The sequence below is a fragment of the Myroides sp. DW712 genome (genome assembly GCF_046557355.1).
Lineage (GTDB): Bacteria > Bacteroidota > Bacteroidia > Flavobacteriales > Flavobacteriaceae > Flavobacterium.
This window is the reverse complement of record NZ_JBKFDO010000003.1, coordinates 197,779-216,065: the sequence shown is the minus strand read 5'-3', so window position 1 is coordinate 216,065 and position 18,287 is coordinate 197,779. Positions and strand designations below refer to the sequence as shown.

Annotated in this window: 16 protein-coding genes; 1 reads left to right on the top strand and 15 read right to left on the bottom strand. The window is 38.0% G+C overall.

Annotated features, from left to right (window positions below; translation table 11 throughout):
- On the top strand, nucleotides 1-768 hold the full coding sequence (locus ACLJX0_RS03940; protein ID WP_410878638.1) for a mechanosensitive ion channel family protein: 768 nt from the start codon (nucleotides 1-3) through the stop codon (nucleotides 766-768).
- 4 nt (nucleotides 769-772) lie between these two features.
- On the opposite strand, the gene tsaB is transcribed toward ACLJX0_RS03940, so the two are convergent.
- The 15 genes from tsaB to sprA form a co-directional block, all read right to left on the bottom strand.
- The gene (gene tsaB, locus ACLJX0_RS03935; RefSeq protein WP_410878637.1) at nucleotides 773-1,450 is read right to left on the bottom strand and encodes a tRNA (adenosine(37)-N6)-threonylcarbamoyltransferase complex dimerization subunit type 1 TsaB; all 678 of its coding nucleotides are present in this window, start codon (nucleotides 1,448-1,450) and stop codon (nucleotides 773-775) included.
- Nucleotides 1,447-2,694, bottom strand: a complete 1,248-nt coding sequence (locus ACLJX0_RS03930; protein ID WP_410878635.1) for an efflux RND transporter periplasmic adaptor subunit — start codon at nucleotides 2,692-2,694, stop codon at nucleotides 1,447-1,449. Before ACLJX0_RS03930 ends, tsaB begins: the two co-directional genes overlap by 4 nt.
- 2 nt (nucleotides 2,695-2,696) lie before the next feature.
- Entirely contained in the window at nucleotides 2,697-4,130 is a 1,434-nt protein-coding gene (locus ACLJX0_RS03925) for a TolC family protein (RefSeq protein ID WP_410878633.1), read from the bottom strand.
- A gap of 105 nt (nucleotides 4,131-4,235) precedes the next feature.
- Nucleotides 4,236-4,457: a hypothetical protein gene (locus ACLJX0_RS03920; protein ID WP_410878631.1), complete on the bottom strand. Its 222-nt coding sequence runs from the start codon at nucleotides 4,455-4,457 to the stop codon at nucleotides 4,236-4,238.
- Between the two features lie 5 nt (nucleotides 4,458-4,462).
- On the bottom strand, nucleotides 4,463-5,008 hold the full coding sequence (locus ACLJX0_RS03915) for a DUF420 domain-containing protein (protein WP_410878629.1): 546 nt from the start codon (nucleotides 5,006-5,008) through the stop codon (nucleotides 4,463-4,465).
- Between the two features lie 3 nt (nucleotides 5,009-5,011).
- The gene (locus tag ACLJX0_RS03910; RefSeq protein ID WP_410878628.1) at nucleotides 5,012-5,635 is read right to left on the bottom strand and encodes an SCO family protein; all 624 of its coding nucleotides are present in this window, start codon (nucleotides 5,633-5,635) and stop codon (nucleotides 5,012-5,014) included.
- A 2-nt stretch (nucleotides 5,636-5,637) separates the two neighbouring features.
- Entirely contained in the window at nucleotides 5,638-6,258 is a 621-nt protein-coding gene (locus ACLJX0_RS03905) for a hypothetical protein (RefSeq protein WP_410878725.1), read from the bottom strand.
- 112 nt (nucleotides 6,259-6,370) lie between these two features.
- Nucleotides 6,371-6,730, bottom strand: a complete 360-nt coding sequence (locus ACLJX0_RS03900; protein ID WP_410878626.1) for a cytochrome C oxidase subunit IV family protein — start codon at nucleotides 6,728-6,730, stop codon at nucleotides 6,371-6,373.
- Between the two features lie 20 nt (nucleotides 6,731-6,750).
- Complete coding sequence (locus ACLJX0_RS03895) at nucleotides 6,751-7,725, bottom strand: cytochrome c oxidase subunit 3 (RefSeq protein WP_410878624.1); 975 nt, start codon at nucleotides 7,723-7,725, stop codon at nucleotides 6,751-6,753.
- Between the two features lie 44 nt (nucleotides 7,726-7,769).
- Entirely contained in the window at nucleotides 7,770-8,354 is a 585-nt protein-coding gene (locus ACLJX0_RS03890; RefSeq protein WP_410878622.1) for a heme-copper oxidase subunit III, read from the bottom strand.
- A 15-nt stretch (nucleotides 8,355-8,369) separates the two neighbouring features.
- Nucleotides 8,370-9,284, bottom strand: coding sequence for a heme o synthase (gene cyoE, locus ACLJX0_RS03885; protein ID WP_410878620.1), 915 nt, complete (start codon nucleotides 9,282-9,284; stop codon nucleotides 8,370-8,372).
- 92 nt (nucleotides 9,285-9,376) lie between these two features.
- Complete coding sequence (gene deoC, locus ACLJX0_RS03880) at nucleotides 9,377-10,123, bottom strand: deoxyribose-phosphate aldolase (protein WP_410878618.1); 747 nt, start codon at nucleotides 10,121-10,123, stop codon at nucleotides 9,377-9,379.
- A 37-nt stretch (nucleotides 10,124-10,160) separates the two neighbouring features.
- Nucleotides 10,161-10,556, bottom strand: coding sequence for a VanZ family protein (locus tag ACLJX0_RS03875; protein WP_410878616.1), 396 nt, complete (start codon nucleotides 10,554-10,556; stop codon nucleotides 10,161-10,163).
- A complete protein-coding gene (gene gcvH, locus ACLJX0_RS03870) occupies nucleotides 10,546-10,926 on the bottom strand; it encodes a glycine cleavage system protein GcvH (RefSeq protein ID WP_182646888.1) in 381 nt (126 codons plus the stop codon). The genes ACLJX0_RS03875 and gcvH overlap by 11 nt, the downstream gene beginning before the upstream one ends.
- Before the next feature lie 58 nt (nucleotides 10,927-10,984).
- Nucleotides 10,985-18,274 (bottom strand): cell surface protein SprA, encoded by a 7,290-nt coding sequence (gene sprA, locus ACLJX0_RS03865; protein WP_410878614.1) that lies wholly within the window; start codon nucleotides 18,272-18,274, stop codon nucleotides 10,985-10,987.
- Between the last annotated feature and the right edge of the window lie 13 nt (nucleotides 18,275-18,287).

Here is an 18,287-nt window from a genome sequence, read left to right as displayed (position 1 = left end):
ATGGAAAAAATGGATCATCTATTGGCGTCCTATATTGAAAATGCCATTGATTATATTCCGCATATTGTCAGTGCGTTGATTATCCTTGGGTTGGGATTATGGGTCATTAAAATGTCGCAGAACATTGCCAAGCGCATTATGACCAAACGCAACATTGAACCTACATTTTCGAGTTTTATTCTCGATGTTCTACTCTGGGGATTTCGTATCTTGCTTTTTGTGGTCATTGCCTCAAAACTAGGTATTCAAACGAGTTCGTTTGTGGCCATTATTGGCGCAATGAGTTTGGCTATAGGTCTTTCACTCCAAGGTTCACTCAGTAATTTTGCTGGTGGGGTATTGATTATTCTCTTCAAACCTTTCCGCATTGGCGATATTATTGAAGCACAAGGAGAAACAGGAAAAGTACTGAGTATTCACATCTTTTCCACGCAAATTGTCAACTATCAAAACAACGTGATTTACTTGCCTAATGGGGTATTATCCAATAGCAAGATTAAAAATATATCGCAAAACAACCTGAGAAGGTCAGAAGTATTTGTACAAACAAACTTAACGAAGAATACCAATTTGTTCATTGAACAATTATTGAAGGAGTTGGAAGCCAATGACAAGATTTTGTCTCAGCCCAAACCTCGAGTATTAATTAAAGAGCTACTCGATACGAAGATTACCTATGTGGTACAGGTCTGGGTAGACAATGATAATTTCACCACAGTAAATTCTTTTATCTTCCTGAAAGCAAGAGAGATAAGCGATTCATTATAATCGCTTATTTCTGTTTTTTAACGGGCATCACAAAGTCTTTGAGGTAGTAAGGCTCAAAATAAGCGACATCTACAAAGTCTTGTGCGAGATATTTTTCATAACTCAAGGCAACCATTTCTTTGGCCGAAGGATAGGTAATCGTTTCGCAAAACACAAAATTTGGTGCGGTTAATACCGTTGCACATTTCATTGCACCATCCCCGATGAAGTAAACAGGTGTATCCCCTTTTAATTCGCTAAAAGAAGCCTCGTCAATCACTTTCGCTTCAATAGGCTTAACAAGATTCCTTTCGTGAGAAAAAGTGGCGCAAAACACCTCCATTCGCCTTGCATCGATCATCGGTATAATCCATCCGCTTTCTACTTGCAATTGTTTGGCTAAAATTTGAAGCGTATCCAACCCAATCATTGGAATATTCAATCCATAGCACAACCCTTTTACAGCAGAAACACCAATGCGCAATCCGGTATAAGACCCTGGGCCTTGACTTACTGCAATAGCCGATAAATCCTTCATACTCAACGCATGCTCTTGCAGCAATTCTTCAATAAATACATGCAGCTTTTCCGCATGTGAAAAATTTTCTTCTGCTACTTCTTTCGCACCTACAAGTGCTCCATCTACAGACAAAGAGACAGAACAATTCTTCGTTGCCGTCTCTATATTCAATAGTACAATCATTCTTTCGTTTCTTCTTTCTTTATCTTATCGTTGTGTTTCAAGGATTTACTCACTATCGAATAAGGACCTGTAATAATCACATCTCCTTTTTTCAATCCTTGAACAATTTCAATATTTTTATCATCTTGAATTCCCGTTTTGACAAAGCGCAATTGAGCAACTCCATTGGCTTCTACAAATACTGCTTCCTTTAATGCATCACTTGTCTGTACGGTTTTTGTATCTTTTTCCACAAGTGTATCACTCGGACTTCGCATCACCACAGCACTAATTGGAACTGCGATGACTTTGTTTTTTTCATGGGTTACAATATCTACCGCAGCTGTCATCCCTGGTCGAAAAGGCGAATAGTCTTCTAACTTGCCATCGAGCAAATCCTCATATGATTCGCGTAAAATCTTAATTTTCACCTTGAACGTAGTGACTTGATCTGCTGACAACGTCTGATTAGAAGCTGAATTCGAAATACTGGTTACAATTCCTTTAAATTCTTTTTTCAGAAAAGCATCTACGTCTATTTTCGTTTCATCTCCAACTTTGACTTTGACAATATCATTTTCATTGATGTTTACTTCCACTTCCATGCTGTTCAAATTCGCTACACGCAACAATTCCGTACCCGCCATTTGTTGAGTTCCCAATACGCGTTCTCCCAATTCCACATCCACACGAGAAATTGTCCCCGCACTAGGCGCATAAATCGTTGTTTTCAACAAATTTACCTTTGCTTCCTCTACCGCAGCTTTCGAGCTTTCAACGTTGTAAAAGGCTGAATTCTTATTGGCTTTTGCTACCTCATATGAACGCACCACTTGATCCCATTCAGAACCTGAAATCACCCCTTTATCATACAAGGTTTTATTTCGTGCATAAGAGGCTTTGGTTTCTTTGAGTTGAGCTTCTGCTTGTTCTAAACCTGCCTTACTCGTGGACAACATAGCGACCATACGATCTAAATTAGATTCATACAAATTGGGGTTAATCACCACCAACAAATCACCCTTATTGACTACTTGTCCTTCTTTGATTGGCAAATTTATGATTTCTCCAGAGACTTCTGGTGTTATTTTAATCTCAATTTCGGGTTGAATTTTTCCTGTACCCGATACGGTCTCTACTAAATTTATTTCATCAACTGCTGCTAGCTCAACAACCGTAGCTTCATCTTTAGCCGTAAAAACCTGCAGTAGAACAACACTTCCTAAAACAAGAACTAAACCAAGCAGTATATATTTTTTTTTCATAATTAATTTCTTTTAAACAACGGTAATCCAAAGTAATATTCGAGTATTCTATTCTTAAATATGTAATCGTATTTGGCTTTGAGCAAGTTAGATTGTGCCGTTACATATAAGTTTTGATTCTGATTAAGTTCAAAAATATTAATCAACCCTACCGCATAGCGTTCCCGAGCATATTCCAAAGATTTCTCGCGAGATTCAAGGGTTACTACACTAGCTTCATAGGTTTGAAAACTACTTTTGGTGTCTGTATACGCCTTGAAAACCAATTGTTCTAATTTCAATTCTTCGGCTTCTTTTTCATATTGCATTTGCGTTAACGCCAATTGATTGAGTTTTACTGTTTTTCTCGTTTTTAACCCATTGAAAATAGGAATAGACAAACTCAAACCAAAGGCTGAACTTTTGTTGTTGTCGATTTGTCGGAAGAAAGATTCAGGTCCTCCGTATACATTCATCATCCCTTGACGCATAACGCGTTGCCCTGAGCCTTCTACATACCCAATTGGTTCCGTACTTCCCGTAATTACACTTCCAACCACGCGATCCTGATACTGTACATTTGATCCAAAATTATAGAAACCTGTCAATTTAGGATAATAGGCCCCTTTACTAATTTGCACCTCTTTCTCTGCTAATTGTACATTGAGCTCTGCTGTTTTAATATTCGTTAAGGATTCAAAAGCACGCATAGCAATTTCTTCAGGTGAGTACAACATCAATTCAGAAGTTGTCACTTGATAGTCAGTGTCTTGCACATCAAATGTTTCATAGTCTCGAATTTGAAGCAACTGGGCTAAATTAAGTTTTGCAATAATCAGTTCATTTTCGGAGGCAATCAAACGCTGTCGAGAAGAAGCTACCGTAGCTTTGACATCGAGCAAATCTCCTGCCGGGACAGCCCCCGCATCTACCAGCACTTGTACCCGCCCCACTTCAGCTTCATCATAATCCAATTGCACTTGGTTGGTATGCATCAATTCCTTATTGAAAATAATCTGCAAATAGGAATTAATTACTGCCAAAGCGATATCTTCTTTGATTCTTTGGACTTGATACACTGCTGCTATATGCTCTAACCGCGATTTAGCCAATCGTTTTTGCTTTTGTAGCCCATTGAAAAGATCCACTCCCACACTCAAACCAACCGTAGATTCTTGTAGAGTACGTTGTCCAACAGTTCCTGTTTGAGGATCAAGTTGATCCACGAACGTCCAGGAGTGATTCGCACTTCCACTAACAACAGGTAAAAAGTCATAGCGGGCCATATCGACGGAAATCCCTTTACTTTGTTCACCAATTTCGATTTGCTTGACACTAATGTTGTGCTCGATAGCATACGTAATGCATTCATCCAATGTCCAACGCTTCTCTTGAGATACAGCTACTGTAGCCCAAAAGAAACACAAAGTTGAGATATAAACTTGATACAAATTCATTGAAAACTAATTATCTAAACAATCAGACGTGTATAGCCCCCAATTGTTACATTAAAGGTAATAAAAAAACCGCCTGCTTAGGCGGTTTACTATGCTGAAGTGAGCTTAGCTCTTTTTCTTTTTATACACTTTATAACTAAAATAGAGTGCAAATCCCACGAGTAAATACGGGAATATCATCAAGTAGACAATTCCATTATTTACTGCCTCGGCTTTTACCCCTCCATCTTCCGTTTCTAATACTGCTCTACACATAGCACATTGTGCAACCGTTGTTTGTGTAGCAGCTAACACAAAAAATACAACTAAAAATAAATACTTTTTCATAGCTATTAATTCACGTAATATGGAGAAATCATTACATACACAATCACCCCAGTTACGGCTACATAGAGCCACATGGGATACGTAATACGCGCCAATTTTTTATGGCGTTGATACGATCCTGAAATCCCGCGTACAAACGTAATCAAGACAAACGGAATAATGATAATAGACAAGAGAATATGTGAAATCAAGATAAAGAAATAGGTATAACGCATCCATCCTTCACCGCCGTACTTTGTTTCAATTGACGTCATATGATACGCCACATACATCGCTAAAAATGCAATAGAGCACGCAATACACAGCTTAATTAAACGCTCGTGTAAGACTTTATTTCCCTTTTTAATTGCTGCTACCGCCCAAACTAATAAAACGGCTGTAATACCATTAATTGTAGCGTAAATAGGGGGTAAAAAACTTAATGGTTGTACATCATAGCCTAACTTTTGTAAATTCACACCAAACAAGATTGCCACGACAACCGGAATAGCGATGGATAAAATCCAAATCCACTTGGTATATTTCTGCTCTAATTCTTTGTAATTTTCCATGTCTTATTCTTCTAACAATAGTTTAATATCCTCCTTGATCCATTTTACGCCATCATCTGATGTTCCATCATAGTACAAAATTGGGTTTCCTTGTTCATCTGTTCTACAACGGATATTACCTTCTTTATCAATCAAAGCGAATAAACCTGAATGTTCAAAACCACCAGGGGCCTCTGGGTTTACTCCTGTATACAAGTTGAATTTAGCTGCTAAATCATAAATATATGTAGCATCCCCAGTTAACATATGCCAGTAGGGAATCTTTACTCCTAACTCGGCAGCATGTTCGTGTAGGGCTTCTACCGTATCATTTTTCGGGTCAATAGTAATGGATGCAATTCCAAAATCCATGTGTGGACGGAAAGTATCTTGCAACTTCAACATATTCTGATTCATAATCGGACAAATTGTTGGGCAGTTAGCAAAGAAAAACTCCACTACATATACTTTCCCTTTATAACTCGCATTGTTGATGGTTTTGTTGTTCTGATCCACCAATTCAAATGAAGGAGCTTGTCCAATAACAAGTAGGTCTGATTTTTCGAACTTTTTAATAATTTTAGGCACCGCCCAGATGCCGAAGACTAAAACTACTAAAGAAATCCAGATATACGATTTATCTTTCATGATTACTCTGCCTTATTAATGCGTTTATACTGTTTTAATGCCAAGCGATATTCTGCCAAAACCACCTTCATATCGTCCATCATATCGTTGTGTAATTCTGCTGCTGAAATGGTTGAATATCCTTCTTTGTATTCCATTTCCCCTGCCTTATTTTTTCCTTTTCTTCCTCTTAGATTTTTATCCTTATCGATGATATACACTAACGTACTTGCTAAATCATCATCCAACTTACCAACCAATCCTAAACTGTTATAAAACGCCTGAATTTCTCCTGGTTCCAAAAAGAGATAGTTCCAATTGGACATATCCGAAATGGGGGTCAGATCTTCTACTACTTTTTTCGCTTCAGCTTCAGAACCTTTAGGCAAAATCATCACCAATTGAAAATCGTCAAAGTCTTTGTAGCGGTTATAGATTTTCTGATTGAGGTTAAACGCATCCCCACGGTCTTTATACAAATGAGCTCCTGGGAAGCCCACAACGGTAATACGTCCTTCTAAAACGGGTTGTTTACCCAAGGAAGTTTCTCCGATTGGCAATTCATTCACATTTTCGCTGATGATGGGTAATCGTTGAAATTGATTCACTCCAGTAGCGAAAAAGAGATACGCACAAATCGGCATAACAAAGAGCAAAACGAGTATGATATATTTTTTCACTTTACAATAAATTAAATAGCTAGACAAAAATAAAAAAAGGCGGTTAATAAACCGCCTTTTAAATTATAATAACTTATTAAAATATCCACTTATATTGTGCGTTTTGGAAAACTTCATATACGTAGTTTCCTTCAATCAGCACTAGCGTAATTAAATAAACACACAAGAATGATAAAACTCCTGCTACCGTCCATCTAAATGCTGTTTTCTCTTGCTCTAAGTGCATGAACGACCACATGATGTAGTACGCTTTCCAAATTGTTAAAACAATGAAGATATAATTTAACAAACTTAGACCAAAGATGTGTACGTGATGTATACTTTCTGGTTTAAAAATACCTAATACAACCTCTACAATAGTAATTGCTGATAGGATGAAAAACACTTTCCAGATTTTCTTTGCGTTTGAATGATGCGCTGTTGCTTCTGCTGCCATATCAATATTATTTTATACCATTAAACTAAATAGAAGAACGTAAATACGAACACCCATACTAAATCGACGAAGTGCCAATATAATCCTCCTTTTTCAACCATTTCGTATGATCCTCTTCTGTCGTACGTACCTAATAACACATTAAAGAAAATAATAATGTTGATTAAGATTCCTGTACAAACGTGGAATCCGTGGAAACCAGTAATGAAGAAAAAGAAATCAGCGAATGTTTTATGACCGTATTCGTTTCGGATTAGGTTTGCACCTTCTACCACTAATACAGCGTCTTTTAAACGCTCCACAGAAGCTTCTCTTGAAAGAATTTCTTTGTGTTTTGCGTCTGTTGTTTTTTGTGTACGAATTCTAATGTTTGGATTAGCGTCGAATCCTGCTTGAACTTCAGCTAAAGAGTACGTAGACTTTTTAGGTCCATTTACGAACCAAGTTGCGTTTGCTCTAGTTAATGTAGCATCGTTTTTATTTGGATCAGCAACGACAAAATCAGCTAAAGCGATTTGTTTTCCATCCTCTCCAACAAACTGTAGGATTGATCCACCTCTTGTTTCTACAGCTCCATATGAACCATTAATAAAGTTTTTCCATTCCCAAGCTTGTGATCCGATGAACACTAAACCACCTAAGATAGTTAAAAACATATACGTTGCCACCTTTTTTCTCTTCATTTGATGTCCTGCATCAACGGCTAATACCATTGTTACAGAGGAGAAAATAAGAATAAAGGTCATTAACGCCACGTAGTACATTGGTGCATCTACACCGTGTAAAAAAGGAAAGTGGTTAAACACCTCGTCTGCAATCGGCCAAGTATCCATAAACTTGTATCTTGTAAAACCGTATCCTACAAGGAATCCACAAAATGTTAATGAATCTGATAATATGAAGTACCACATCATCATTTTACCGTAGCTTACATTTAGAGGCCCTCTTGCATCGCCTCTTACTTCAGTAGCTTCTGTAGTAACTGTCGCTCCCATAAAAAGTTATTAGTTATAAAGTTCCCAAATTTAATTTAAATTTTCTATTTAAAGAATGTAAAAAACAAAAACAAATAAACCCAAAGTATATCTAAGAAATGCCAGAACCACGCACATAGCTGTAATCCAATGTATTGCTCAGCATTATACTTTTGTTTAAAATGATTATAAATTACTACTAGTAAAGAAATCATCCCTCCAAACAAGTGTGCAATATGCACAATTACAATGACATATAAAAATGAAGTTGTAATTGTACTCTCGCTTCCTGTAAAGAAGTAGCCTTCGCTAATTACTTGTCCAAAACCTTTGAATTGCAAAAAAACGAATAAGAGACCTAAAATCAAAGTAGAAACTAAATAAATCGTACTTCTTTTAACATTTCCCTCTTTCGTTGCCTTTAATGCGAGGTGCATCGTCAAGCTACTGATTACAATTGCAACGGTACTAATTGTAAAATCGATTGGCAAAACGAAATCTACGAGCCAATCTGGTCTTGACTTACTTACCACATAAGCACTGGTCAACCCGGCAAAAACCATGGCAATACTTCCAATGGCAAACAACAGCATTACTTTTAATGCTCTGCCTTTTTTCTCGTACTGTTCTTGCGCTATACTATTTTCCATATTTTCTTGTATAAACTATCGTAAAATTTTATCTAACACGTAAATGATTTGAATTAACGAAATATACGTTACACTTACTAACATTAACGAACGAGCGGCCTTATCCGTTCTTTTCTTGTATAGTTTTACGGCTGCCGTTAACATCCAAATTCCCGCTAGTAAAACTAAAACAGCTGCCACAGGAGTCAAGTACAATCGACCTGTCACATTAAACACTGGAAATATCGAAACGATGATTAACCAAATGGTATATAATATAATCTGTGTTAGCGTCTTGTTATCTTTTTTACCTGTTGGTAACATGGAGAACCCTCCTCTTTTATAGTCATCAAATAAGAACCATCCAATAGCCCAGAAGTGCGGGAACTGCCAAAAGAATTGGATTAAAAATAAGGTTCCTGCTTCAATACCAAAGTTATTGGTTTCTGCTACCCATCCCAACATAAATGGAATTGCACCAGGAAAAGCCCCAACAAATACCGATAAAGGTGTTATGGTTTTCAATGGTGTATAAACACTGGTGTATAAAAAGATAGAAATTGCACCAAACATAGCTGTTTTAGGGTTAATCGCATATAAAATAGCGATCCCTACAAGCGTTAAAATCACCGCCAAGATGAAGGCTGGTGTAGGCTTTACACGACCTGATGCAATTGGTCGATTTGCCGTGCGGTTCATTTTCGCATCTAACTCACGCTCAATAATTTGATTGTATACGTTAGAGGCTCCGACCATACAATACCCCCCTACTGCTAGGGCGAGAATGGTCATATAATTAATGCTTCTAATATCCGGAACAGCTAAAACATAACCTGCCAAAGTGGAAAACACTACGCTCAAGGCAAGTCCCATCTTAGTCATCTCTTTAAATTCCTTAAGGATAGAAACCGATTGTTTATTTTCAGAAGAAATATTCAAAGCTGTTTTCATTTGTTTTTAATGAGTTGCAAATATAATCCAATTTTTAGAACTATACCCATAAACCTACGTTAGAGCTTTGAATATTCACTTATTTTAATCTTTTAGTAATTTTCGGTCGTTCCCTTACCCTCAACAATCAATTTTGCCGAAGAAGTTCCCAATCTTTTAACGCCAAGAGCAATCATTTCGACAGCTGTTTCACGGTCGCGAATCCCACCTGCTGCTTTTACAGGGAGTGGTCCTGCGTTTTCTAGCATTAAAACTAAGGTATCTAGGGTTGCTCCATTAGGTTTTCCTCCTTCTGTTTGGTAAAAACCAGTGGATGACTTTACAAACACATGGTCGTAGTCTGTTTCTTTAAAATTACTCAATACGACATTTTTAATCAACGCCGTTAGCTTAATAATTTCAGTATTTGTCAAGGCAGCTACTTCAATAATCCACTTCACCACTTTTCCGTGATCTAAACCAAATTTCGTACACGCACGCACCTCTTCCTTCACGGTATCAATCTCACCTTTTTGGAACGCTTTATAGTCCACCACATAATCCAGTTCATCCACACCATCCTCAACGGCTTGTTGGGCTTCTTTTAGCTTAGCATCAAGTCCCCCTACTCCATGCGGAAAGTCAATCACCGTACCAATCAGCACCTTTGAATTGTTTTGATCCACTAGCGCTCGTCCATCTTTTACTTCTTCTGGTCGAATCATCGCTAATTTAAACTGCTCTTCAATTGCCTCTTGAATTAAAGCGGTCACCACTTTTTTATTATCTACAGCTGACAAACCGGCTTGTTCTGCGGTTTTCAAATAAGTAGAATCCATAAACTCTCTCAAATCTCTCATTGTTGTACGTACTTTAAATGAATAAAAAAAGCCCCAATCATGGGGCTCTATTTTTTTTATGCGTTGTTATAAGTAAACCAAATAAAATTCCAATCGCACTTCCCAGTGCATTGGCGATAGCATCCGCCCATTCTGCGCTTCGTGAATTGGTGAAAAAATATTGACTTAACTCTACTCCTCCCCCTAAGAACGTTGCAATAGTAAAGATAACTATTCCTGTTCTGATATGCGACTTTTTATCCTTATTTTTTTTGTTTGCAAACAAAAACCATAGAATGGAAAAAACAAAATAAAAAGTAAAATGTGCAATCTTATCCTTATTCGGAATATTGAAGAATGACGTTTTAGGTATAGCAGAAGCTTCCGCGAGACAGGCATATAAAATAAACCCTGTCCACAGTGCTGCTAAAATAAAATATACCTTACGCGCCAATTAATTCTTTATATGCTGCATCTGACAACAAAGTATCTACTTCACTTAAATCAGAAACTTTAATTTTAATCATCCATCCAGCTCCATAAGGATCTTGGTTTACCAATTCTGGCTCAGTTTCTAACCCTTCGTTGAATTCAATTACCTCACCTGACAAAGGCAAGAACAAATCTGAAACTGTTTTCACCGCTTCAACTGTACCAAAAACTTCATCTTTATCTAAAGTTTGGTCTAAGGTTTCAACTTCAACATATACAATATCTCCTAACTCTCTTTGAGCGAAATCTGTAATACCTACTGTAGCGATATCACCTTCGATAGCTACCCATTCGTGGTCTTTTGTGTACTTTAAATTAGCTGGTAAATTCATTTTGTATTTATTTTTTAGCAAATGTATAATAAACTTATGTATTTCGAAACAAATTCAACTAATTTCCGAAACTATATCGCATAGTTAATCCAGTGCGAATATTTGTAATCGGATACATGGTTGAAATCACGGCTTTTGAGAAGGAATGATCGTAGAAGAAGATAGCGGTTAAATTCTTACTCAACATATAATCAGCTGTAATCAATAGCTTCCACATATCCTGTCCTCCCCCTACTTGGTTGTTGTTGTAATCCAAATAGCGCACAATCGTTTCTCGTTTACTCAACGTCAAATCGACCTTGATATTGATATCACTTTCAATACGTCCTCCCATTCCATTGTTAGCATACATGGAATTAAATCCAACATTTTTAATGCGGTATCCCAATCCGATCACATAATCATTACCTGTAGTTTCCGTCAAGAGGTTGTTGTCAAAGCTCAACGCCAACGTTCTATCTTTTCGGATTTCCGCTAAGATTTTAATTGCTGAATTCGTTTCTAAATCGAAGCGAATTAGCGGATTAAATTGCTCAGTTAAAATTGCATTATTCACTACCGTTTTAGCGGGATAATTTCCGTACTGATTTACTTCATCTGGCTTATCATAGTATTCAAAATTCGAACTAAACGACCCCAAGGCATAAGTTGCTGTATACCCGTGATGAATAGAGAAACGTCTGAATTTGCTCTTAATCCAAGGAATGCGCATTAATCCCGTATAACGCATATTCCAGTTTGGCAACGGAATATCTCTAAACATACTCGTCGATACTTTTTCGGCTCCTTTGCCTGTATAAGCTGCTAAGAAAGAAGGTAACAGTACTTCTTGACTACCTTTGCTATATCCAATTGGGAACCCTTCTTGGTCTAAATTATTCGGATCATTAATATCTATTCCCCTTGCTGTTGCCAAGCGGTTTGCCACAATTAATCGGTTGTCTTTCATACGCTCAAAAGCCTCAGAATACTCTAGTGAATTACTCGAGAAAGCACTGCTCAACATAATCGTAGAAATACTGAAGTTCCCATAACTATAGGGGGACTGTGACTGATATTGGTTGTCAATTACCTGGAATTGCTCTGCATAGTTTTCGGATTTCATTCTTCTACCGGTCACATCAATGGTTAAATCTGGAATAGGACTTACACTAGCCGTAAAGTTTAACGTCTTGTTTGATACTTCTGTATACTCTTGGTTAAACTCGGGGAAGTTAGTTAAATAGCCACTATTGGCCGCTTGATAACGTACATCCGCTTGATCTCCAAAGACAAATCCCATGGTTGGTTTAGACGTTCCGAAGAAACCGACACTCGGCATAAATCCAGGCAAAACAGTTCCGCTATTTTCAGCATAATTAATCTGAATTGTTTTTACCGAAGTCAATAATCCAACTGCATAATCGCGTAAAGTTCCACCTATTGAACTACCGTCATTTTCTTTATTTTGCACCACTTTTTGCCCTGGTACAATAGCTGCTTTTTTGGCAGGAGTTTTTTTCGCTGTATTTCGCTTTACAAGTCCAACATAGCGATAAAGCGTTTCTAAACTAAACGTTGTATTCAACTGTTGATTTCTCGAGTTTTGAATCGTATTTCCTAAATTATAATCCATCCCCTCGAACTCAATTTGACTGAACGCATCTGAAGCCCTTTGCCAGTTATACGTTCCTGTATAGGCATAAGTAGAGCGCACAAAGGCTAAAAATGGAATTTTATTCAGCGGTAAATCATAGTTCAGCGTAAACTGTTGCGTAAATTGATTTGGTTCTCCAATATTAAAATAATCATCCCAAATCGTGCTATTTTCAATCACATTAAACTGGCTATCGTAATAATTTCGAACAATATTATTACTTCCTCCCACATAATTTAAACGCAGTGATTTCGTCAAATCAAAGTTAAAACCATAGTTGTAATTGAAATAGTAATTTCGTCTGTACAGTGGATCCAAACCAATTCCTTCTACATCAATCAAACGGAATTGCTGCTTGTTGTATTGACGCATAATATTACTGCTAAACATGATATTAGACGGTACATAATTGAAGTTAAAGTCTTTTAACACTTGCCAATAGCGCCCTTTCATAAAGTCTACTTTTTTGAAAGGTTCTACGGGTTTAGCTTCAAAACTATAGGCATAGTCCAAAGCTGAACGCGTTTGTTGGTCGATCATCGATTCCACCTCAAAATCGTGGTGAATCACTTCGTTATAGGAATGAGAAAGCGTAATATTTTCGATGTCGTAAATTCGCTTTTTACTCTCTGGGTTTTTCTGTTTATTCACCCCAATAAAGTTGATACTTCTTCGCTTGGTGTAATCTGTAGCGCGTTTTTCAATATCATCTGCCATAGCCGAAGAACCCGCCACCGATTTCATTGTTTTTAATTTAACATCAGGGTTCGCTGGGTCAAATTCAGGCGTAATAAATTCTTCACTAATGGCATAGTTAAACGGCAAATTAATGCGCCAGTTCTTTGGCAATAGTTGTCCTAAATTGACATTTGTAACAATACTGTAGGATTTAAAATCTTCTTTACTTCTTTGGTTTGGTCCTTGTTCTAATCCTCCAAATCCGATGGTGCGTTTTGTACCAGTAGCTGAGATATTCGCGAAGTCGGCTAAATTAGCATCCACACTTAAAGTGGCTGCCCATCCACCTTTGTTATCCATGTCTGACATTCTCAATTCGTCAAACCAAAATTCTCCAGCTAAATCACCTGTAGCTCCATAGCGATCTAAGTCGTTGCGCAATCCAATCATGATGACGCGAACATTTCCAAAGTTTGGATTTCCTTTAATCCCGTAACGCAATTTATTTGGACGACTTGCCCCGCCCGATAATTCTTCTTCCTCTTTAAAGAAAATATCAGTTAAGCGCTCTTGTTGCCCCACTTCATTCATAAAGAGCACTTTCAACTTAGTCAAAAGTTCCAACTGAAGTTCTAATTCATTCGCTTCAGGCCAAATCAAATCCGGATTAGCTTCTCCAAAATTGGTCACCTTCAACGGAATTTCCACTTGGTAAAAGTTATCTGTAATATCTGTTCCCAAACGAATAAAAGCGACCATTTCATCATCGCGCAAACGCATCGTACTATTTTCTAAAGCTTCCGCATGGATAAACATACGCAACTTGTTGTAGCGACGAAGATCTAAATTAAAATTTTTATAGACACCCCTTGAATCCCCAGGCGCTAATCCATCTGGTGTTTTTCCAGGTTCAACTGGATATACCTTTAACGATAAGGATTGTTCATTTTGTGAAACCACCGTATTGTTTACATAGTATTGCTCGCGTTTCACTCCTGGCGGAATTACATACGGAATTGGTTTTCTATCGTAATTATCTTGAATCCCCACAGAAGTTACATCAAAACCAGTATTCGGTCTCAAAGGCAGTGGGTTATTGTCTTTGTCATTTTGCAAACTCGCGTTGTATCTTCTCCAATCCGAACGCACTAAATCCAAGCTTCCAAAACGCAGGGTAATCTCACTTTCGAATCCCGTTAAGTACATACGCATAAAACGCATCGAACGAAAATCATCAATCATACCGATTTTCTTTCCATTTTCATCAATCGGTACTTTGTATTGCACCCAGCGTACAGGTGATACTGATCCATCCGCCAATTGAACTGTTGTATTTCGAATATCAGTCACGTAATTTTCTCCTACAGCTGGATTAGCCTTGATTTTTACGGCATACTCAAAGTAAGCGTCAATGGTATTCATGGTATTATCCCCATCAATATCCTCTGCATCTGGTTGGTTGTTCCCACCTCTTGTTCCTGAAGTTGGAGAGTTTCCTTCTGTTCCATTATAGTTTTTATAACGTTCTAGAATACTCCCTTCTGCATCGAGGTAGTGTACGAAATTATCTGCCGCAGGATCATTAAATCCTGCAAAATCAGCAAATTTCACGCGTTCTTCATCATCACTTAACCCATCCAACCCAACATCTTGTAGTCTTCTGCTTTCCGCATTAACATCAAACGCATAAATTAACGAAGGCGCAGCTGGCACTTTTCCCCACAACGTTTCTATTGTTGCTACAGTACTTCCCACTGCTGGCAACCCATTTTCATACTGTTTGTATCCGTCGCGTAAAATATCTTCTGAAATGAAACCAAAGTTCAATCGCAACTCTCCATTATTTCGCTCTGGCAACACATCATTCGATCGTCCTACATACGGGTCTAATACCCAAAATTCGACAAATTCAATATTTGCTTGTTCAAAGTTGGTTGTTGCTAATCCTCTCATCACCCCTCCCCAATTTTTACGTGGTGATTTGGATTTTAACGATTGCAAGAATTCAGGGTTAAAGTTATACGGACCACGCTCTTCAGGATAGAAAGACATATCTAACGTTGTTACAACGCGACTCTCTCCATAAGCGATATCCTTCGTAGCAAATAATTCCTCACTGTAAATTCTACGGGTACGGTTCGACGACATATCTGCTTCTCCCACGCCATTTGGTTTTGCTCCTACATAAAACGTAGGATCAATAGTATACCAAGCTAATTTTCCTCTTCGGAATCCATCTTCCAAAGAATGGGGTAAGTTATTCGGATCCTCATAGGTATTAGCATCTTTCTTAAAGAAGCCTACAGGCGTACTTGATAATTTCCATGCTAAAGGCGATCGAATATCGATACGTGATTGTGCTCCTTCAAAATCGTCAATATACACCGTTGCTTCTCCATTCATTTCATCATTCTTGGAAGCCCCTGGTTGCAAGTAAGCAAACTCCCCTCTCACTGACACACGAGATTCGACATCCGTATCAATATTAGGCAGTTTATTCACTATACGCGTCAAGAAAGGTACTTCTGTCGAATACTGCATATTGAATCCCCAAATGGTATTATTTACCGATTCTTGTCCATACATGGATTTATGCGTCATTGGTTTTTCGGATAAACGCAAAAAGGTACCCCCAATTTTAAAGTCTTTATTAAATTGGTGATCAATATTTAAACCAAAAAAGCGCTTGGTTTGTTGACCAAACATGGTATTATTTTCTACTGAAATATTAATTGGTGTATTTGAAGCCAATAAAGCCTCGTCGAGAATCATTACACGTCCACCGGTATAATCTACGGTATAATCTACCCCCTCTGTCAGAACCCTTCCTCCTGCATTCACCACCACGGATCCTGGAGCAATATTAAAAGCACCAATTGGAATTCCCTGTCCACTTACACTCGAGTACTTTCCTTTTAATTGAAATTTATTCTTGCTACTTTGGTTTCGGATTGCTGACGATTTTGTATTAGAATATAATTCGCGGAATACATATTTCTTTTGGTTCGCGTTATAAGATGCCGAAACATCGTAATCCTCATCCATTTTATTCTTCAACTTGTCAAATAAATATGCTCCAAAAGGTTCTGCTGTAGTAAAGATAATTCGGCCATTTACCGCATCAATGGTAATTCCATCAAAAGTATTGCTGTTGTATTGATTTTGATTGGAGTTATTACCATATCCACCTCCGTAAGAATTATTCCCTCCATATCCATTGTTGTTATTTCCAAAACTACCCGTTGCAGGATCTAGTCCGTTGGTCGCACTTCCTTGTGCGAGGTAATCAAAGAAACCATCTCCTCCATTCTGTGGATTATTAGATGAATCTAAACGATCTAGGTGAAATACTTTCAATAGAGGTGTGCGTTCTACTCCTTCTGGCAAAGGTAAATCACCTGCCTGACTGATGTAATTCAGTGGACTTGGATCGGTATATAATAAGTTAAATCGAAATTTATCTTGTGAGATATTCATGGCATTGGGAATTTGATAAATATTCTTCATCATCAAATTCCACACGGGTGCACTGGTCAAAGTTAAGGAGCTCTTCAACATTTTGACAACCAGCGCTTGTGCTAAAGGTACTTGAGCGTCTGGATCCGTTTGACCAGGAATATTGGTTTCCACATTAGAGCTTCCGCCATCCGTACCAAATTCACCTACCTGATACACTTTGTCACCAATGGTATATTGGAAAGCTACCCCTAAGACCTCGTCATTAGACAAGCGTTGCTGAAGGGAAATATATCCTAATTGTGGGTGAAAGGTAAATTCATTTGGGCTTAATTTACGAGCACTTTCCAAACGGGCATAATCCAATCCTTCTTGTACATTGTTTGTAAATCCACTTCCTCCAATACCTGGAGTACGGATAGAAGACGTTAAATAGTTACTACCTATCTTTCCTGGATCATACTGGTTATTCTTATTATCCGTTGGTGCATCTATTGTTTTATTCAATACAAAAAGTGCTGGATCAACGCGAGGTGAAAAGAGTTTTTCATTTTTAACATTGCGCAGAAAACCTTCTCCTAAATCTTGGATAGCTACGATATTTCGGAGGTTATTATTGGTTTGACTCACGCGATTATAGCGATTGGTCACCCATACTTCTACGCGGGTAATACGTACCCGTGAATTGATATAGGGATAGTTTTTTAACGCTTCATCATACTTACTTCTAAAGTATTGGGATAAGAAGAAGTGTCGATCTTCATCGTAATCTAAGGCATATAATTCAAAATCCTCCAACATCCCACCTCCTTCAGCATTCACTGAAGTCGTTTGTGATTTTTGTTCAGAGAAAACACCTGTAATAGTTGTTTTACCAAACTTAAGTTCTGTTTTCACCCCGAACAAGCTTTGAGCGCCGCGAATTAAAGAACCACTAATCGGCATACTCACGTTCCCCACTTCTACTTTTTGTACGATATCATCTTCATCTGGGGCATACTCTAACTTCATGATATTTTGGAAGTCAAAACTCGCTTGCGTATCATAATTGGCATTTACGGCTAATCGCGTTCCTACCATTCCTTGTAATCCCATACTAATACGCTGATCGAAATCAAAAGTTGTCGATTTTCGATTGCGACTAGACGTCAAAGGATTTTCCTGCTTGGTATGGCGAATTCCCATATCGAACTCTACCGAACCTGAGGGTCTTACATCAATTTCATTGGATCCGAAAATACCAGAGAACAACTTTGAGTTGACGTAGTAGCGCGGCAACATATCGCGTTGGGCTTGTTCATCCTCAAGGGTTCCATTAACGGCATTGAATTTCTGAGAAAAATAGCGACGCATTTCAGCGCGTAGCAGGATTTTCTCATATTCTTGACGCGTTAAGATCAAAGGTAGACTCAGGTTAAAATCACTCACCACTTTGGTGTAGTAATATTGATCCGTTAAGGGATCATAGCTATACGATTCTTTGATAATTTCGGGATCTGGCAAGTTGACCGTACCAATATCATAAGCAGGTTGTGGAATTGAATCATTCGGTTGATTCAATGCACCATTTTGTGCCATACCGCTCCAGGTA

What these genes read in the sequence shown, in the direction of transcription:
- ACLJX0_RS03940 (WP_410878638.1), top strand. Translation starts at nt 1, where the DNA reads ATGGAAAAAATGGATCATCTATTGGCGTCCTATATTGAAAATGCCATT.
- tsaB (WP_410878637.1), bottom strand. Translation starts at nt 1,450, where the DNA reads ATGATTGTACTATTGAATATAGAGACGGCAACGAAGAATTGTTCTGTC.
- ACLJX0_RS03930 (WP_410878635.1), bottom strand. Translation starts at nt 2,694, where the DNA reads ATGAAAAAAAAATATATACTGCTTGGTTTAGTTCTTGTTTTAGGAAGT.
- ACLJX0_RS03925 (WP_410878633.1), bottom strand. Translation starts at nt 4,130, where the DNA reads ATGAATTTGTATCAAGTTTATATCTCAACTTTGTGTTTCTTTTGGGCT.
- ACLJX0_RS03920 (WP_410878631.1), bottom strand. Translation starts at nt 4,457, where the DNA reads ATGAAAAAGTATTTATTTTTAGTTGTATTTTTTGTGTTAGCTGCTACA.
- ACLJX0_RS03915 (WP_410878629.1), bottom strand. Translation starts at nt 5,008, where the DNA reads ATGGAAAATTACAAAGAATTAGAGCAGAAATATACCAAGTGGATTTGG.
- ACLJX0_RS03910 (WP_410878628.1), bottom strand. Translation starts at nt 5,635, where the DNA reads ATGAAAGATAAATCGTATATCTGGATTTCTTTAGTAGTTTTAGTCTTC.
- ACLJX0_RS03905 (WP_410878725.1), bottom strand. Translation starts at nt 6,258, where the DNA reads ATGCCGATTTGTGCGTATCTCTTTTTCGCTACTGGAGTGAATCAATTT.
- ACLJX0_RS03900 (WP_410878626.1), bottom strand. Translation starts at nt 6,730, where the DNA reads ATGGCAGCAGAAGCAACAGCGCATCATTCAAACGCAAAGAAAATCTGG.
- ACLJX0_RS03895 (WP_410878624.1), bottom strand. Translation starts at nt 7,725, where the DNA reads ATGGGAGCGACAGTTACTACAGAAGCTACTGAAGTAAGAGGCGATGCA.
- ACLJX0_RS03890 (WP_410878622.1), bottom strand. Translation starts at nt 8,354, where the DNA reads ATGGAAAATAGTATAGCGCAAGAACAGTACGAGAAAAAAGGCAGAGCA.
- cyoE (WP_410878620.1), bottom strand. Translation starts at nt 9,284, where the DNA reads ATGAAAACAGCTTTGAATATTTCTTCTGAAAATAAACAATCGGTTTCT.
- deoC (WP_410878618.1), bottom strand. Translation starts at nt 10,123, where the DNA reads ATGAGAGATTTGAGAGAGTTTATGGATTCTACTTATTTGAAAACCGCA.
- gcvH (WP_182646888.1), bottom strand. Translation starts at nt 10,926, where the DNA reads ATGAATTTACCAGCTAATTTAAAGTACACAAAAGACCACGAATGGGTA.
- sprA (WP_410878614.1), bottom strand. Translation starts at nt 18,274, where the DNA reads ATGGCACAAAATGGTGCATTGAATCAACCGAATGATTCAATTCCACAA.